Origin of the sequence: Leucobacter viscericola (genome assembly GCF_011299575.1) — a bacterium.
Classification (GTDB): domain Bacteria; phylum Actinomycetota; class Actinomycetes; order Actinomycetales; family Microbacteriaceae; genus Leucobacter; species Leucobacter viscericola.
This window is the reverse complement of the sequence record NZ_CP049863.1, coordinates 2,175,676-2,191,586: the sequence shown is the minus strand read 5'-3', so window position 1 is coordinate 2,191,586 and position 15,911 is coordinate 2,175,676. Positions and strand designations below refer to the sequence as shown.

Below are 15,911 nucleotides of genomic sequence, written 5' to 3'. Positions count from 1 at the left end.
GCCCTGGCACCACCACCGGCGCACCTTCAAGCCAATATGTCCTAACAATATCACAATCCTGTGATTGGGAGCACACCCACTAGACGTATTATTGTCGGTACATAGCCGCATCGACGAGGCGTGCAGGAAGAGGACCCCGTGAGTGTGACCCCAGTCTGGCCGGACGAGCTCTTCACTGATCTCGATCGCACAGGCCCCGTGCCGCTGTACTACCAGGTATCCAGCCGGCTTGAGCAGGCGATCCGCAGTGGCAAGATCCCAACCGGGTCGCGTCTCGAGAATGAAATTTCTATTGGAGAGCGACTCGGTCTTTCGCGACCCACCGTGCGGCGCGCGATCCAGGAACTGGTCGATAAGGGCCTCCTCGTGCGGCGACGCGGCATCGGCACCCAGGTCGTACAGGGCCAGGTGAGCCGGCCGGTTGAGCTCACGAGTCTCTACGAGGATCTGCAGCACGGTCACCACGAGCCCAGCACCGAGGTGCTCAGCTACGAGGTCATTCCGGCCCCGAAGAGGTTGCCGAGAAGCTGAGCATTGCGGTTGGGTCAGATGTACTGAGGATCCGCCGACTGCGCGGCACCGACGGAGCACCCGTGGCGATCCTCGAGAACTATCTGCCGCAGGAGTTCACCGACATCACTGAAGAGGACCTGAGGTCGAAGGGCCTCTACCAGCTGCTGCGTGCCCGGGGCGTGACGATCCGCATCGCGAACCAGTCCATCAGTGCCCGCCGGGCGACCGCCGACGAGGCCGACCTGCTGGGCGAGTCACGTGGCGGCCCCCTGCTGACCATGGAGCGCATCGCGTTCGACGACTCAGGCAAGGCGATCGAGTACGGTCACCACTGCTACCGCCCCGAGCTCTACCGCTTCGAAACGACGCTCGTCGCGAAGTAACGCGCTAGCACCCCCTCAACACCTCTCATCGAGAAGCCATGGCTTCGTCGAGGGGCCATTGGATTTCATGGCTTCTCGACGAAACCATGGCCTGTCAGTGGGGTGGGTGGCCGGGGTGGGTGCGCTAGCGAGACGCGAGCAGGGCGCGGTAGGCCTCAAGCAGGTGCTCAGCCGAGGACTCCCAACTGGTCGAGAGCGCGTGCTCGCGGGCTTTGGCGCCCATGCTTGCGAGCAGTTCGGGATCTGCAAGTAGTTTCTCGATGGCGCCAGCCCAGTCGGCGGGGTCATCGCCCGAGACCAGCACACCGGTTTCGCCGTTGAGCACGGCTTCGCGCAGGCCGCCCGTGTCACGCGCGATCACCGGAATCCCCGAGGCCGACGCCTCAAGCGCCACCAGCCCAAAGGTCTCCGTGTGCGACGGAATGAGCAGGATCGTCGCGCGCCTGATCCTCTCGGCCAATTCACCGCGGCGCAGGGCGCCGTCGAACGCGGTCGTCGCGATCATGCCGTGTCTGGCTACGGCTTCGTGCAGCTCGCGCGCGTGGTCATCACCGTCGGGTGGCGGAGCACCCACGATGCGCAACACCGGGCGTGAGTCTTCGGGAATGGCCGCGACCGCCTCAATGGCGAGGTCAAATCCCTTCAGGGGATGCAGCCGACCGACAACCAGCACCTCTGGGCGACCACCGTGCTCCAGCCAGTCGCGCTGCTCGTCGCTCTCGCCACCCAGCACCGGGTGGAACAGCTCGGTGTCGACACCAAGCGGCACGACTCGCACGCGGGCGGGATCCGCGCCGAAACGATCCAACACCGTGTGCCGCTCGGCCTCGCTCACCGCGATCACCAGATCAACCTCGTGTGCGAGCAGGCGCTCACCAGCCAGACGACCGGGTGACTCTGGGCGCTCCCCCTCGGTGAGTGGCGTTTCGGGCGCCGCCGCGATCGAGTGGTAACTCTGCACGAGCGGGATCCCCGCTGCGCGCGCCGGTTCAAGCGCGGCGATTCCAGAGAACCAGTGCTCGGCGTGCAGAATCTGTGTCGGTTCGCTCGCGAGCTCCGCGGCGAGCGCGCGCTCAAACTCCGCGATTACACCCTCGTGCTCACCTTTCGCCAGCAGCCGCGCCGGCCCAGCGTCAAGGTGCACAACGGTGACGCCCGATGGCAGTTCGACGCGTTCCGGCGAAGACTCATCTGAGCGGCGCGTGTAGATGTGCACCCTGTGGCCCGCGCGCGCCAGGGCATCCGCCTGCGCGCTGACAACAACGTTCATACCCCCCGCGTCTTTGGTACCCGGTACGTCGAGCGGCGACGTGTGCACCATGACAAAGCCGACTGACAGCGGAGGGGAATCCATAGAACGAGGGTATCGCGTTGCGGGTACCGTCGGCCCTATTCAAGGAATCGCCAATGATCTACAATGTAGAACATGAGCACTGTAGGAATTCGAGCACTCAAGCAAAACGCCTCTGAGGTGGTCGCGCGTGCAGCAAAGGGAGAGACGATCGAGATTACCGATCGCGGTCGCCCCGTTGCCAAGATCGTGCCGCTGCGCACCAGCAAGTATCAAGAGATGGTCGAGTCTGGGCAGATTACGCCGCCCAGCTTGCCTTTCCAAACGTTTGTCGAAGAACGAGACCGGTTATTCAGCGAGCTTGCCGCACAGGGCATTCCTACTGGCAACACCAGCGGGCTCAGCATGGAGCAGATTCTGGAAGAACTCAAAGAGGAGCGTCTGTAGTGCTCGTATACGCCGACACCTCGGCCCTCGTAAAGCTCGTCATAGCCGAGGCGGAATCAGCGGAGCTTGAAGAGTGGATCCGCAGCGCTCAGGTCCGGTTCATGACGTCTTCGCTCACTCTGACTGAGTTGCCTCGCGCAGTCATGCGAACAAATCCCAATGTTCTCGGCACTGCGTACGAGCAACTCCGCATGTGCGGGATCGTCAATCTCGACCCCTCCCTCTACGCAGAGGCGGGCCGCCTCGAACCGCACGAGCTTCGCTCACTCGATGCGATCCACCTCGCGGCGGCACTCGCCCTCGGCAGCCAGCTCGACGGCATCCTCACCTACGACACTCGCCTCGCAGAAGCCGCCAGAAACGTCGGCATCAGGCCGATTACAATCGACAAGTAAGGCCTTTAGCCACCCAGCTTCATCCCTGTTGCCACTTCAAATTCCACCCCGTAGACTTGAGGTGAAGGTCGGCGACAAAAACCCCAGGGGGGTTTTTCTGAGGAAACTCCGGATAGCCGGCCTTCCTCATGCCTTCGCTCCCCACGGATAGAGCAGGCTTCTCATCGTCGGAGCAACAGCTTTCTCGTATTGCCACGACTCGCCTCGAATAACATGCCTCTGGATTGCCCACAGCCCATAATCTGCAATTTGCAGACCCGCCGAGGTTGACGAACGCCAGATATGGGGCCGAATATCAGCACCTTTCTCGAGCTGCTGGCATACATCTTCAACCGCCAGACGCACCGCGGAGCGCTTGGCCTGCATTCCAATCTCTGCGGCGACAACATGAATCGTGTCGTACCGCCCTCGAAGTTCGAGCAAGATTGAAGCGAGGTGACGATAGAGCGTGTACTTGTACATCCAGATCTTTTCTCGCTGCCTGACGTGATCATGCGCATTTGCTTTCAGCATGAACGTCGCACCAAATCGAGCGGGGTGTTGGGCGATAAGTTCGAACATCTCTGCCCGCGTTGTCAATGAATCATCGACCGCATGAAACCCGTTGAGTAGCGCTGACCGAGTCCCGGTTCTGAGGTCATGAAAAGCCTGCAGAGGAATGGGGCGATCCGTCGAGTAGGTCGCAGATCCGAACGCGAAATAAGTGCTGCCCGCCGCGGGGTCAAAGTCAGGCGTGCCTGACTCGTCAAGAAACACCCAAGCCGTGCGCCTAACCGCCCCCACGAGGCTCCCTTCTTCCTGAAGAACAAGCATATACTCAGCAAAACCATAGATAAAACCTAAGTCGCGATCTCGCCAGTTCCGGGTCACCCTTTACGGCAGATACCCCGAGGGGGTATAGTTACCAACATGGCAGAGGATCATAATCACGCCGAGCAGCCTGAAAACTGCGAGGCTGAGTTCAGCGAATCCGGGTTCAGCAAGGGTCACCCGGGATCGCCGATCGCGCTTGAAAACTCCGCCAAAAAGGAGCACAGCCACGACCACGGTCTCAGCGGGGCAGGCACAGCAACCGGCAAACACCGCAAGAAGCTGATCCTCGTTCTCTCGATCACCCTCAGCGTCTTTGTGATCCAGGTCATTGGCGCGTTGATCTCAAACTCGCTCTCCCTGCTCGCCGACGCGGGGCACATGCTCACCGACGCGACCGGCGTTGCGATCGCGCTGATCGCGAGCCTCATCGCGGCGCTGCCCGCGACGTCGAAGCGCACCTTCGGCTACCTGCGCGTTGAGGTGCTCGCCGCCCTCGTCAACGGCATCGTGCTGGGCGTGATCGCCGTCGTAATCTTTGCGCAGGCCATTGCCCGCTTCGGCACCGAGGTCGACATCGAGTCCGGCCCGATGCTCATTGCAGCCATTATCGGCGCCGTCGCGAACCTCATTTCACTGCTGATCCTGCAATCGGGCCAGAAGGAGAGCCTCAACATTCGCGGTGCCTACCTCGAAGTGCTGGGCGATCTGCTCGGCTCCGTCGCGGTGATTATCGCCGGTCTCATCATCATGTTTACCGGCTGGAATATGGTCGACCAGATCGCCTCACTGCTCATCGCGGTACTCATTTTCCCTCGAGCCATCAGCCTGCTGCGCGACGTTGTCAACGTGTTGCTCGAAGCGACACCAAAGAACATCGACATCGATGTAGCCCGAACTCACATGCTCGCGGTTCCGGGTGTCGCGGAGGTGCACGACGTGCACGCATGGACCATCACCTCGGGCGTTCCCGCGTTTTCGGCGCACGTCACGATCAGCGACAAGGCCTGGAACGAGCTCGGCTACCACGCCATCCTCGACGAGCTGCGCGCCTGCCTCCGCCTGCACTTCACGACCGACCACGTCACGCTGCAGCTCGAACCCGAGAGTCACGCTGGCGAGAGTCGGGCGCACCGGTAACTGAGTGCAGGGTGATACTGAGGATCGCCACAACGCTCTATGATTGCTAGCCGGGGAATCTTGCGGTGTTGAACTGCTGACTGCTTTTGCTACGCAGAAGCGCGGCTATGGCAACCGGCGCTTTAGATTTCTCGTCGATTAACAAATCGAACTTAAGGGAGATAGCGATGCCTGGAGCAGACGACTCTGGTTCCGCACACGACGCTGAGCGCTTCTCTCGCGACCCCCAAAATCTTGATCTCCTCGCCGCTGTTCAGGGTGACCGCAAGGCGGCAGGGCGATACTTTGAGGAGCACCTCTCCCTCCTCATGGGCATCTCGCGCAAGGTCGCGGGATCAACGTACGACCCCGACGATCTACTGAGTGAAGCGATCCTCAACCTGCTTGACCAGTGGGAGAGGGGAAGAGGCCCCTCGGAGCAGATCATCGCCTACCTTGCCCAAAGCATGCGGAATCGGGTCAGAGATTTTGCACGATCGCCACGCTCAAAGGTCGTAGAGGCGGTTGAGGATTTCGACTTTGTCGCGCCAGCTGATCCTCGCATACGAGAGCTCGAGATCAGTTCGGATCTCGACATCGTTCGACGCGCCCTCGCGAAGATGCCGGAGGACCAACGCAAGCTGCTTATCGCCACTGTGGTGGAAGAGAGAAAACCGGGCGAGCTCGAAGAGCTACTTGGACGGCCCGCCCCCGCGATCTACAGCCTCAACAGCCGGGCCAAGTTGAAGCTGCGGAAGCTCATTCTGGAAACGATTCTTCTGGAGGATGCTCCCGAGGAATGCAGGAAGGCCGCGCGACGCCTTCCCAAGCAGGTGCCACTGCACCTAGCCGAGCTCCCGGTCGAGAAACGGACCGCACACTTTCGCGAGTGTGCAAGGTGCAAAGCGGGGTGGGGTCGTTTTGGATACCTCTCGGCGCTGGGGCTCTCGACCTTTCTGGTGCTTGCGGATCTGTCAGCGGGACCATCTTCGGGTGCACAGGCGTCCACTCCCCAAACTGGAACTGCGCCGCACTCAGGCGGTTCAGCAGGATCCAACAATGGGCTCCTGAGCGGCCCGAAGAGAATGTCGAATTGGGCGCGTTCAACAATGGGCAGCAGATCGTATGTGATCCTGTTTTCCGCGGTCCTCGTTTTGGGGCTAGCCGCCCTCGCCGTTGTTGTGTCGGCCTATGCCACAAACACGCTGTGGTTTGCGGCACCACCAAAAGCGTCCTTCGAAACGGCTCTCGACAGTGTGGACGGCGAGACGAATTTCAATGTGCAGTTTGATGTGCCCGGCGAGGAGTGGACCGTCGACAGGTTCACCCTCCAGTTCTCGTCGCCAATCGCCTCGCTCACCCCACCAGATCACTGGGACTGCGAGTTTGAGGGCGCCCTCGGCGTGTGCACGACCTCGCTCCCCAGCGCAGAGGGCGGCCACTTCGGGGTTGCACTCACAGCCCCTCGGGAGCCGTTTACCTACCAACTCTCATTTACAGCCCGCACACTGTCAGGGTTCGACGTCTCTGGAACGGCGAGCGGTCGGCAGCAAGTCTTCGAATAAATCGTTTCTGCAAGTTTGCTGAAACTGAGACCGATTCTTCTGGCGAACTCGTTCTCAACACGTGACATTCCCCTATGTCTACCTGCGACCGCGCTCTTGCCAAAGAGCAAGAACGCGCTGCGCAAGCACAACATCGGCTAAATAGGACCATTCAGTATGCAGAAGAAAATAACCCACTTGGGTGCCACGATGGGCGTCATCGGACTCGCCCTTCTCGGCACCTTTGCCGTGCCCACAATTGCGGTCGCGGCGGAAGTTGAATCCATCACCAGCGTTGCCGCCAATCCGAGTGACGTTCGCATCGGAGAGCAATTTTCGGTCGACGTCACCTTTTCAGCCCCGGGCGGAACCCGTGCTGGCGATACGTTCACGCTCAATGTTCCGATCAGCTACGTCAGTGCGCGCCTTGACAGTGCGCAGGTGAAAGATAACGACGACAATGTGATTGCCAACTGCGCCTCAACATCAACCGCAATCACCTGCACGTATACGGACTACGTAGAAACCCACGCAAACGTTACCGGTACGGTTCGGTTTATTACGACCGCTAATCGATCCAACGGCTCCAGTGGCCTCGACTGGACAACGGGAACAGGCACCGTTTTTCACACAGCGAACACGATTGCTGCTTCTCCCGGCGGATTTCCATGGCGTCTCGCAAAGAACGGTGAAACCCTGGCCGACGGAACCATCAGGTACTACTCCGGCTTCCCCGGCACGGTGCTGAGTCCGAACTACTCCGAGTGGACCGACACCTACGATTCTCGACTCATTCTGAATAAATCGACCGTTGCCGTGCAGACTCGAACCCCAGCGTTCAATAACTGGGTCAGCATCGACCCTTCCGAATACACCGTCACCTTTGACGACGCGAATCACACCTTCTCCGTTAAATTCCTTGATCCCGTTCGTGACAGCTCACTCGCTTATCGCATGGTCTACATCATGCAGCCGAGTTCCGGGGCAACCGGGGGCTCTCCACTCAACAACACGGTAGCTGCGGGCGAACAAACCTTTTCGTACGACTACACGTACTTCAGCGGTGGCGGCGGAGGTGGCGGCGACCAGGGCACGCTTTCCTGGACGAAGGCAGACGAAAAGGGTCAGCTTCTCCCCGGTGCGGCATTCCACGTCGTCGGCCCTTACGGTTTCGACAAAACCATCGTCGACAACGACAGCTCAGACACCAACTCGGCAGCTGGCAAGTTCGGTCTCGACCACCTTCCGATTGGTGTTTACACCCTGACCGAGGTCACGGCACCGGTCGGCTACAGACTTGAGCAGCAAAACTGGCAGGCAACGGTTTCCAGCACTCAGCTGGCAGGATCATTCGGAACCATCGTCAACACTCCTTTGCCTGGCACCGTGACCTGGAGGCTTGTTGACGCCGACGGCAATCCTCTTCCTAGCGGCACCTTCACACTCGAGGGCCCCAACGGATACCAAAGGGTCATTTCCGACAACGGTGACCTCGATACCAACTCGGCAGACGGTGAGATCACCATCGAGGGGCTGCCCTGGGGCAATTACACGCTCACCCAAACCACGGGTCCCGCCGGCTACAAGATCGACACCGTCGTACTAACCGGCACTCTCGACGCTACCCATCTCGTCGGTGACCTCGGGCGCCTCGTCGACACCAAACTGAGCCCTGTTGTACCGGTTGTTCCTGTTGTTCCGGACCCGCCGCATAACGAAGACCCCACAACACCCCCGAGCAGCACTCCGGAGGCGTCTACTGGCAGCACACCCGCCACTGCTCCTTACGTGCAGGCACAGAAACCCACCCCCGAGAACGCCCCCGAGGCGAAACTCTCGAACACCCACACAACCACACTCGAGGTTACGGGTGGCGAGAGCCCCCTCTGGCTGATGATCGGTGGCCTCAGCCTCGTCGCCGTTGGTGCAGCCGCGATGGTGGCTCGCAAGAAACTACGACTGAAGTAAACGGTGAGGGGGCGGCCCCGGGTCACCCCCTCACCCCCTAGCGATACCGCAGGGTCAGCGTCTGCGACACCGTGCCCACCGGCCCGAGCTCGTCGTGCAGCGTGCTCTGTGTCTGCCCCACGCCGCTCGGTCCAAACGAGACCGAGGTGTCAAAGCCGAGCCAATCCCCCTGCGGGGTGCGAAAGAATGATCCGTCGAGATCGAGATTCGGAAAGAGCAGCTCAGTGGCGTCAACCCGCGGCGTGATGCCGTTCGCCAGATCGAGTTGCGCGATCATACGCGCCATCGGGCTCACCTGTTCTGAATCAAGCAGCGGATACTTGGGGCGCATCCAGGCTTGCGCGCGCCCCGTGCCGAGACGCTGCCTGCGCATCTCGAAGCTGCGCACGAACTCTCCCGGCCAGCCGTCATCCATCAGGGCCGGTTCCATCTCGTCGCGGCTCGGGATCGCGGGCAGTGCCGATCCCTCGATCTGTTCTGTGCCGGTGCGCTGCATGAGCCACGCGCGAAGCGTCAGCACCACGCGCCCCTCAGAGGCGAGGGTTGCCTCGACGAGTTCGATCGTGCGACCCGGCCGCAGCACACGCACGGCCGTCTCGACCTCGCCCACCAGAAACGGCCCCAGAATATCGAAGGACACCCGGGCAAGCTGCAGATCATCTCCGCGACGCGCATCGCGATCCTGCTCGACCAGGTGCGCGAGCAACCCGAGCGACGGAGCAATGTGCTGCTCGCGCGGATCCCAGGCACCACCGACCTTTTCCGTCGCGAGAAAGCGGTTCTCGGCGAGGCGGCGAAACAAGACGTCCATGTGTGTTCCTTTGGGGGTTTGGTGTGGCAACGCGGTTCGGGATCAACTACTGCGGCGGCATGCGCAGCGCACCGTCCATGCGAATCGTTTCGCCGTTGAGATAGTCGTGCTCGGCGATCATGGTGACGAGCTGCGCAAACTCGTCGGGCCGCGCGAGCCGGTGCGGAAACGGCACGGATGCGGCGAGCGCGTCGCTCACCTCTGCACCGAGCCCCGCAAGCATTGGGGTCTCCACGACACCCGGCGCGATGGTGTTCACGCGAATGCCGCTGCGCGCAAGATCCCGAGCCGCGGCGATGCCCATCGCAACAACCCCTCCCTTCGAAGCGGCGTAGGCAACTTGCCCGATCTGCCCCTCGTAGGCGGCGACCGAGGCGGTGTTCACGATGACTCCGCGCTGCCCCGACTCGTCGAGGGGGTCCTGCGCGGCCATGCGCTCGGCCGCAAGCCGTAGCACGTTGAAGGTGCCCACCAGGTTGATGTTGATGGTGCGCTGGAAGGTCTCGAGGTCGTGTACGCCGCGCGAGGAAAGGAGCCGTCTTGCGGGCGCGATGCCAGCGCAGTTCACGGCGAGGCGCAGGGGTGGGATCGTGTGGCTCTCTAGTGCCGTGAGCGCCTCGGCCACCTGCTGCTCGTCGGTCACGTCTGCGGATCGGTACTGCACCCGCTCTGGTGGCGTTCCGGCTGCTTCGATGCTCGCGGCAAGATCGATCCCGAGCACATGCACTCCCTGCGCGGCGAGGCGTGCCGCCGTTGCGGCACCGAGCCCCGAGGCGGCGCCGGTAACGACGGCGCTCATGTTCTGCAGTTTCATGGAGTCTCCTTTGCGCTCTGGCCGGGCGGGTGTTGCGTTTGGCCCTGCCACCTCCCATCTTTGCAGACGGCGGCTCGCCGCCCTTATCCCGACCAGAGGCATGCTTCCCAACGAGAGGCATGCTTAAACACCGCAATTTAGATGGCCTCTCGCTACTAAGCATGCCTTTGGTCGACGAAAGCGCCACACAGCGCGTCGCTTAATTTTGAATGACTCAAAATAAGATAGAGTGGGAACGTGCTCCCGCTTACCGCTTTCGACTCCGCCGCGTGGAGCGAGCGCCTGCGCGAAAACGGGCTCAAGAGCACATCGGGCAGGATCGCGGCACTTGAACACCTCACCGCGCATCCGCATACTACCGCCAATGAACTGCACACCGCACTCACCAACGAGCTGCCCGCACTCACGCTGCAGTCGGTGCACAACATTGTGCAAGATCTCACGGCGCACGGCATTATTCGGCGCATCGATCCTCTCGGCCCAGGCGGCGCGCGCTACGAGACTCGCACCGACGACAACCACCACCACTTACAGTGCGTGCGTTGCGGTCGCATCGAAGATGTCGACTGCGCGGTTGGCGCGGCACCTTGTCTCACGCCGAGCGACGCACACGGCATGCGGATCCTGCAGGCCGACGTGACGTTCCGCGGAGTGTGCGCGGAGTGCGACAAAACTCCTCAACCCTAAATGTCTGTGGCCCATGCCACACTCACAGCAGTACCCCGAAGAAAGGAATGACAGTGTCAGCAGAGAATGGATGCCCCGTCGATCACGGCGGCGCAGGATCCGCCTCCCCCATGGCAGCGACGAGCAACACCGACTGGTGGCCCGAGCGCCTCAACCTGAAAATCCTCGCGAAGAATCCCGCTGTTGCGAACCCCCAGGGTGCAGATTTCGACTACAAGGCCGCGTTTGAGGGCCTCGATCTGGCCGCGGTCAAACAGGACATCGCGGGCGTGCTCACCGAGTCGCAGCCCTGGTGGCCCGCCGACTTCGGCAACTACGGCCCCCTCATGATTCGTATGGCCTGGCACAGCGCCGGTACCTACCGCGTCTTCGACGGTCGCGGTGGCGGTGGCACCGGGCAGCAGCGCTTCGCTCCCCTGAACAGCTGGCCAGACAACGTCGGCCTCGACAAGGCTCGCCGCCTGCTGTGGCCCGTCAAGAAGAAGTACGGCAAGTCACTCTCGTGGGGTGACCTGATGATCCTCGCTGGCAACGTCGCTCACGAGCAGATGGGCATGCCCACGTTCGGCTTTGCTGGCGGACGACCCGACGTGTGGGAGCCAGACGACGACGTGTACTGGGGCTCAGAGAAGTCCTGGCTCGGTGATGACGCCCGCTTCGATGGCGACAAGGAGCTGCTGAAGCCGCTCGGCGCGACCATGATGGGCCTCATCTACGTCAACCCCGAGGGCCCCGGCGCAAACCCGGATCCGATCCTCGCTGCTGACCAGATTCGCGAGACCTTCAAGCGCATGGCCATGGACGACGAAGAAACCGTCGCCCTCATCGCGGGTGGTCACACCTTCGGCAAGACCCACGGTGCTGCTCCCGACAGTGAGCACGTCGGGCCAGACCCCGAAGACGCTCCGATGGAGCAGATGGGTCTCGGCTGGAAAGGCAACTTCGGCACCGGTGTTGGCAACGACACCATCGGATCGGGCCTCGAGGTCACCTGGACCTACCACCCCACGCGCTGGGACAACGAGTTCTTCCACATTCTCTTCGCCTACGAGTGGGAGTGTGTGACCGGCGAGGGTGGCCACTACCACTGGCGTCCGAAGGACGGCGGCGGATCCGACATGGTTCCGATGGCGCAGGGTGACGGGCGCCGCGAGCCCCGCATGCTGACCACCGACATCTCACTGCGTGAAGATCCCGCCTACCGCGAGATCTCGCTCCGCTTCAAGGAAGACCACGAGGCCTTCACCGAGGCCTACCGTCGTGCATGGTTCAAGCTGACCCACCGCGATCTCGGCCCGAAGTCGCGCTACCTCGGCCCTGAGGTTCCCGCAGAAGAGCTGATCTGGCAGGATCCGATTCCCGCTCGCGACTACGAGCTCATTGACGCGGCAGACGTCGCGTCGCTCGAGGCCTCGATCGCAGACGCAGGCTTCTCGGTTGGCGAGCTCGTCTCGACCGGCTGGGCTGCAGCGGGTTCGTTCCGCGGCAGCGACAAGCGAGGTGGCGCCAATGGTGGCCGTCTGCGGCTTGAGCCGCAGCGTTCGTGGGAGGTCAACCGCCCCGAGCAGCTGGCTCGCGTTGTTGCCGGGCTCGAGAAGATTCAGGCCGAGTTCAATGCCTCGGCTGCGGGTGGCAAGCAGGTCTCGTTCGCAGACCTGACGGTCATCGCCGGCAACGTTGGCGTGAAGCAGGCGGCTGCGGCTGCCGGTCACAGCGTCACGATCCCGTTCACCCCGGGTCGCACCGATGCCACACCAGAGCAGACCGATGTCGAGTCGTACGACTACTTGAACCCGGCAGCAGACGGCTTCCGCAACTACGAGAGCGCTCGTGCACTCGGCATGCCCGCCGAGCACCTGCTGGTCGATCGCGCGAACCTGCTGAACCTGTCGGCTCCCGAAATGACGGTGCTGCTGGGTGGCATGCGCGTGCTCGACACGAACTGGGACGGCTCGAAGCACGGTGTTCTCACCGAGCGCCCGGGTGTGCTCACGAACGACTTCTTCGTGAACCTGCTCGACCTCAACACGCAGTGGCGTTCGGCTGACGCGGACTCGCGCACCTTCATCGGAACCGATGAGGCCACCGGTGCCGAGCGCTGGACCGGCACCCGTGCCGACCTCGTGTTCGGCTCGAACAGCGAGCTGCGCGCGGTCGCCGAGGTCTACGCGAGCGATGACGCGGCAGACAAGTTTGTCGCCGACTTCGTCGCGGCGTGGGCCAAGGTTGCAGACCTGGATCGCTTCGATCTGCGCTAGTCACACACGCTGAGCGCGGGATTCCGCGCAGCGTTGAGGGGCCGTTCCATCTGGAGCGGCCCCTCTTCTATTTCTACAGCGAGCCGATTCGGCTCTTCGTGCTGAACCTTCCGGGTCACTTAGGTACAGTTTCAGCGCAGAATACTGTGCCCAAGCGACCCGCGGGGGAGCCCGGGGCCGCTGGTGAGCGGCATCAGTGCATCGGCATCGCGCAAACTATCCGCCAAAACTAGGTACTCTGAGTGTCGGGGAAGTCCACAGATCGCCAATAGCACGTTCAGAAAACGGCCGTACAGAATGACCATGGAGAAGCAGTGACAGACCAACAGGGCCAGGATCCTTCGCAAATACCAAACCCGAATGGCGTTCCACCCCAAGCTCCGGCCGCACAACCACCGGCCAACCCGCAGCCGTCAACCCTCGATCCGAATCAGGCGCAACTTTTGGCTCCCCCTCTAGGGTCACCCTACGCGCCTCATCAGCCGCCGCAGGCCCAGCCACCGCAGATCCAGCCACCGATGCACCCGCAGCCGCAGCTGCCGCCCGAGCAGCAGTCACCGTACGCTGTACCGCTTGCCCCGGGCATTCCAACGCCACAGTACGCTCCGCCCCAAATGCAGCCGCCGACCTTCGGCGCAGCGGGAGGTCCCGGCCAGAATCCTCAGAAGAAGAAAACCGGGATCCTGATTGGCTCCATTCTTGGCGGTGTGCTCCTGGTCACCGCGGCGACCGTGACGGTTGTGGTTCTCCTCTCTGGCCAGAGCTCTGCAGATACCACCGCCGCACCCTCGTCAACCACAACAGACAAGGCGACACCCGCACCCACAAAGACGCCCGAGTCAGAGCCAGAACCGCAGGACTCCAACGACGGGGAGAGGGTGTTCGGCCCGAACGACCCCGAGATTGAGGGCACGGGTCCTATCGGCGAGCGGATCGAGGCATTCCAAGCGCAACTCAAGCAGTCTTACGACGACGGCACCCTCTGGCAAAAGATCCCCGAGACAAAGGAAAACACCGGCGCCTATCTCGCCATGCAATTCATCCTCACCGACATGAAATCAGCCACGCGGTTTGGCCCGGTCAGCGACGCGGACGCCACGCAATGGGCCAAACAGGCGAAGTACATGGAAAATCAGCTCCTCGCCCAGAGGCCCCTCGGCTCCAGTGTCAAATACACCATGCAAGACGGCAAGGTCTTCGAATATAACGGCGACACGGGCGAGGTCAGTCTCTCTGATCCGAAAGGCTAGTGGCGCGCTCGCACGAAACTGCTCGCAAGGAAGCGCGGACAGCCGGAGCGGCGGTCAGAGGAAAACCCACTCATGAGAGGCAAGGAAACTAACTGGTGGCAAGGATCCCAACCAGTTCGTTTCCTTGCCCATGGTTAGTTTCCTTGCCGCCAGTGCGAGGCTTTTGAGCCAATGCAAAGCACGACTGAGCGCAGGCCGTGCTGGCCCGCAGTACTCTGTCGAGCAGCTCTCAGTCGAACACCAATCAGTCGAGCAGCAGCGCGGGTTCCTCAAGCACCGAGGCGACGTCGGCCACGAAGCGCGACACCACATCACCGTCAACGACGCGGTGATCGAACGATCCACCAACCGTCGTCACCATGCGCGGGCGCACCTCGCCGTCAACAACCCACGGCTTCTGCTTGATCGTGCCCATCGCGAGGATCGCGACCTCACCCGGGTTCAAGATCGGCAGCCCGAAGTCCATGCCGAACACACCGATGTTGGTGAGTGTGATTGTGCCGTTCGCCATCTCGGCGGGCTGCGTGCGTCCGTCGCGCGCGGTGATGGTGAGCTGTTCAATAGCGCGCGCGAGTTCGAGCAGGCTCAGATCCTGAGCGTCCTTGATGTTCGGCACGAGCAGGCCGCGTGGCGTTGCGGCCGCGATGCCGAGGTTCACGAAATTGTGGCGGATGATTTCTTCGTCGGTCCACTTCGAGTTGACCTGCGGATTGCGGCGCACCGCCCACAGCATCGCCTTTGCGAAGATGAGCAGCGGCGAAACCTTCACGCCAGCAAAATCGGTTGAGGCTTTGAGGCGCTTCACGAACTCCATCGTGCGGGTCGCATCGACCTCGGTGAACACACTGACGTGGGGAGCCGTGAACTTCGAGGCCACCATCGCCTGAGCAACCTGCTTGCGCACGCCCTTAACCGGGATGCGCTCTTCGCGCTCCGACGGCACCTCGGGGGTGACGATATTGCGGAACACACTGGCCTGCGAGGCCTGCCGCACAACGTCGTCGCGCAAAATCTCGCCCGCGATCCCGGTGCCCGAAATGTGGGAGAGCTCTACGCCCAGGTCTTTCGCCAGCTTGCGGATCGGCGGTTTTGCGATGACCGGAAGTGCGTGAGCCACGGGGATCGACGGGTTCGCCGATCCTGCGCCACCCAGCAGCGGCTCGCCACCACTGCGACGGCGCGACTGCACTGCGCCCGCGGTGCCATAGCCGACGAGAACGGCGCCGCCCTCGTCGTCTTTTTGGATCGAGTTGGCGACATCGGCACTCGTGTGCGCAAAGTCTTCCCTGACGGCCGCGGGTGCGGCCGGTATGGCGGGGGCAGCGGGCGACGCGGCTTCAGGAGCCTCGACCCCATCGTTCACGGCCACCTTCAAGATTGGATCACCAACGGGAACCGTCTGGCCCACCTCGGCGAGCAGCTCGGTCACCTCACCGGTGAACGGCGACGGCAGCTCGACCAGCGACTTCGCGGTTTCGATCTCGCAGATCACCTGGTTCAGTTCGACGGTGTCGCCCGCCGCCACGTGCCACGTGACGATCTCGGCCTCGGTCAATCCCTCGCCCACATCGGGAAGGGGGAACGTCATTTCGCTCATGGCAGCTCCTTGGTTCTTCTGTGA

13 protein-coding genes and 1 pseudogene are annotated in these 15,911 nt (G+C 62.2%); 9 read left to right on the top strand and 5 right to left on the bottom strand.

Going from position 1 to position 15,911, the window contains the following annotated elements; genetic code table 11:
• Positions 1 to 138 precede the first annotated feature (138 nt).
• A pseudogene (locus tag G7068_RS09660) lies at positions 139 to 896 on the top strand (GntR family transcriptional regulator).
• 124 nt (positions 897 to 1,020) lie between these two features.
• Here the strand turns inward: G7068_RS09660 and G7068_RS09655 are convergent.
• Positions 1,021 to 2,250 carry a glycosyltransferase gene (locus tag G7068_RS09655; RefSeq protein ID WP_166291540.1) on the bottom strand — a complete coding sequence of 410 codons (1,230 nt, stop codon included), beginning with the start codon at positions 2,248 to 2,250 and terminating at the stop codon, positions 1,021 to 1,023.
• A 72-nt stretch (positions 2,251 to 2,322) separates the two neighbouring features.
• Between G7068_RS09655 and G7068_RS09650 the strand changes: the two genes are divergently transcribed.
• Complete coding sequence (locus tag G7068_RS09650; protein ID WP_166291537.1) at positions 2,323 to 2,634, top strand: type II toxin-antitoxin system Phd/YefM family antitoxin; 312 nt, start codon at positions 2,323 to 2,325, stop codon at positions 2,632 to 2,634.
• Positions 2,634 to 3,029: a PIN domain-containing protein gene (locus G7068_RS09645; RefSeq protein WP_166291535.1), complete on the top strand. Its 396-nt coding sequence runs from the start codon at positions 2,634 to 2,636 to the stop codon at positions 3,027 to 3,029. Before G7068_RS09650 ends, G7068_RS09645 begins: the two co-directional genes overlap by 1 nt.
• Positions 3,030 to 3,155: 126 nt before the next feature.
• Here the strand turns inward: G7068_RS09645 and G7068_RS09640 are convergent, their stop codons facing one another.
• On the bottom strand, positions 3,156 to 3,785 hold the full coding sequence (locus G7068_RS09640) for a DUF3800 domain-containing protein (RefSeq protein WP_166291533.1): 630 nt from the start codon (positions 3,783 to 3,785) through the stop codon (positions 3,156 to 3,158).
• A gap of 153 nt (positions 3,786 to 3,938) precedes the next feature.
• On the opposite strand from G7068_RS09640, the gene G7068_RS09635 reads away from it, so the two are divergent.
• From G7068_RS09635 to G7068_RS09625, 3 genes are all read left to right on the top strand, one after another.
• The gene (locus tag G7068_RS09635) at positions 3,939 to 4,979 is read left to right on the top strand and encodes a cation diffusion facilitator family transporter (protein WP_166291531.1); all 1,041 of its coding nucleotides are present in this window, start codon (positions 3,939 to 3,941) and stop codon (positions 4,977 to 4,979) included.
• 167 nt (positions 4,980 to 5,146) lie between these two features.
• Positions 5,147 to 6,523 carry an RNA polymerase sigma factor gene (locus tag G7068_RS09630; RefSeq protein ID WP_166291529.1) on the top strand — a complete coding sequence of 459 codons (1,377 nt, stop codon included), beginning with the start codon at positions 5,147 to 5,149 and terminating at the stop codon, positions 6,521 to 6,523.
• A gap of 156 nt (positions 6,524 to 6,679) precedes the next feature.
• Positions 6,680 to 8,470, top strand: a complete 1,791-nt coding sequence (locus G7068_RS09625) for a SpaA isopeptide-forming pilin-related protein (protein ID WP_166291527.1) — start codon at positions 6,680 to 6,682, stop codon at positions 8,468 to 8,470.
• Positions 8,471 to 8,507: 37 nt separating this feature from the next.
• Here G7068_RS09625 and G7068_RS09620 read toward each other — a convergent pair whose 3' ends face one another.
• Positions 8,508 to 9,281, bottom strand: a complete 774-nt coding sequence (locus tag G7068_RS09620; protein WP_166291525.1) for a thioesterase family protein — start codon at positions 9,279 to 9,281, stop codon at positions 8,508 to 8,510.
• A gap of 46 nt (positions 9,282 to 9,327) precedes the next feature.
• Positions 9,328 to 10,095 carry an SDR family NAD(P)-dependent oxidoreductase gene (locus G7068_RS09615; RefSeq protein ID WP_166291523.1) on the bottom strand — a complete coding sequence of 256 codons (768 nt, stop codon included), beginning with the start codon at positions 10,093 to 10,095 and terminating at the stop codon, positions 9,328 to 9,330.
• Between the two features lie 237 nt (positions 10,096 to 10,332).
• Here G7068_RS09615 and G7068_RS09610 point away from each other — a divergent pair, with 237 nt between their 5' ends.
• From G7068_RS09610 to G7068_RS09600, 3 genes are all read left to right on the top strand, one after another.
• The gene (locus G7068_RS09610) at positions 10,333 to 10,782 is read left to right on the top strand and encodes a Fur family transcriptional regulator (RefSeq protein ID WP_244304426.1); all 450 of its coding nucleotides are present in this window, start codon (positions 10,333 to 10,335) and stop codon (positions 10,780 to 10,782) included.
• A gap of 47 nt (positions 10,783 to 10,829) precedes the next feature.
• Entirely contained in the window at positions 10,830 to 13,040 is a 2,211-nt protein-coding gene (gene katG, locus G7068_RS09605; protein WP_166291521.1) for a catalase/peroxidase HPI, read from the top strand.
• Positions 13,041 to 13,354: 314 nt separating this feature from the next.
• Entirely contained in the window at positions 13,355 to 14,290 is a 936-nt protein-coding gene (locus G7068_RS09600; protein WP_166291519.1) for a hypothetical protein, read from the top strand.
• 244 nt (positions 14,291 to 14,534) lie between these two features.
• Here the strand turns inward: G7068_RS09600 and G7068_RS09595 are convergent, their stop codons facing one another.
• Positions 14,535 to 15,887: a dihydrolipoamide acetyltransferase family protein gene (locus G7068_RS09595; protein WP_166291517.1), complete on the bottom strand. Its 1,353-nt coding sequence runs from the start codon at positions 15,885 to 15,887 to the stop codon at positions 14,535 to 14,537.
• Between the last annotated feature and the right edge of the window lie 24 nt (positions 15,888 to 15,911).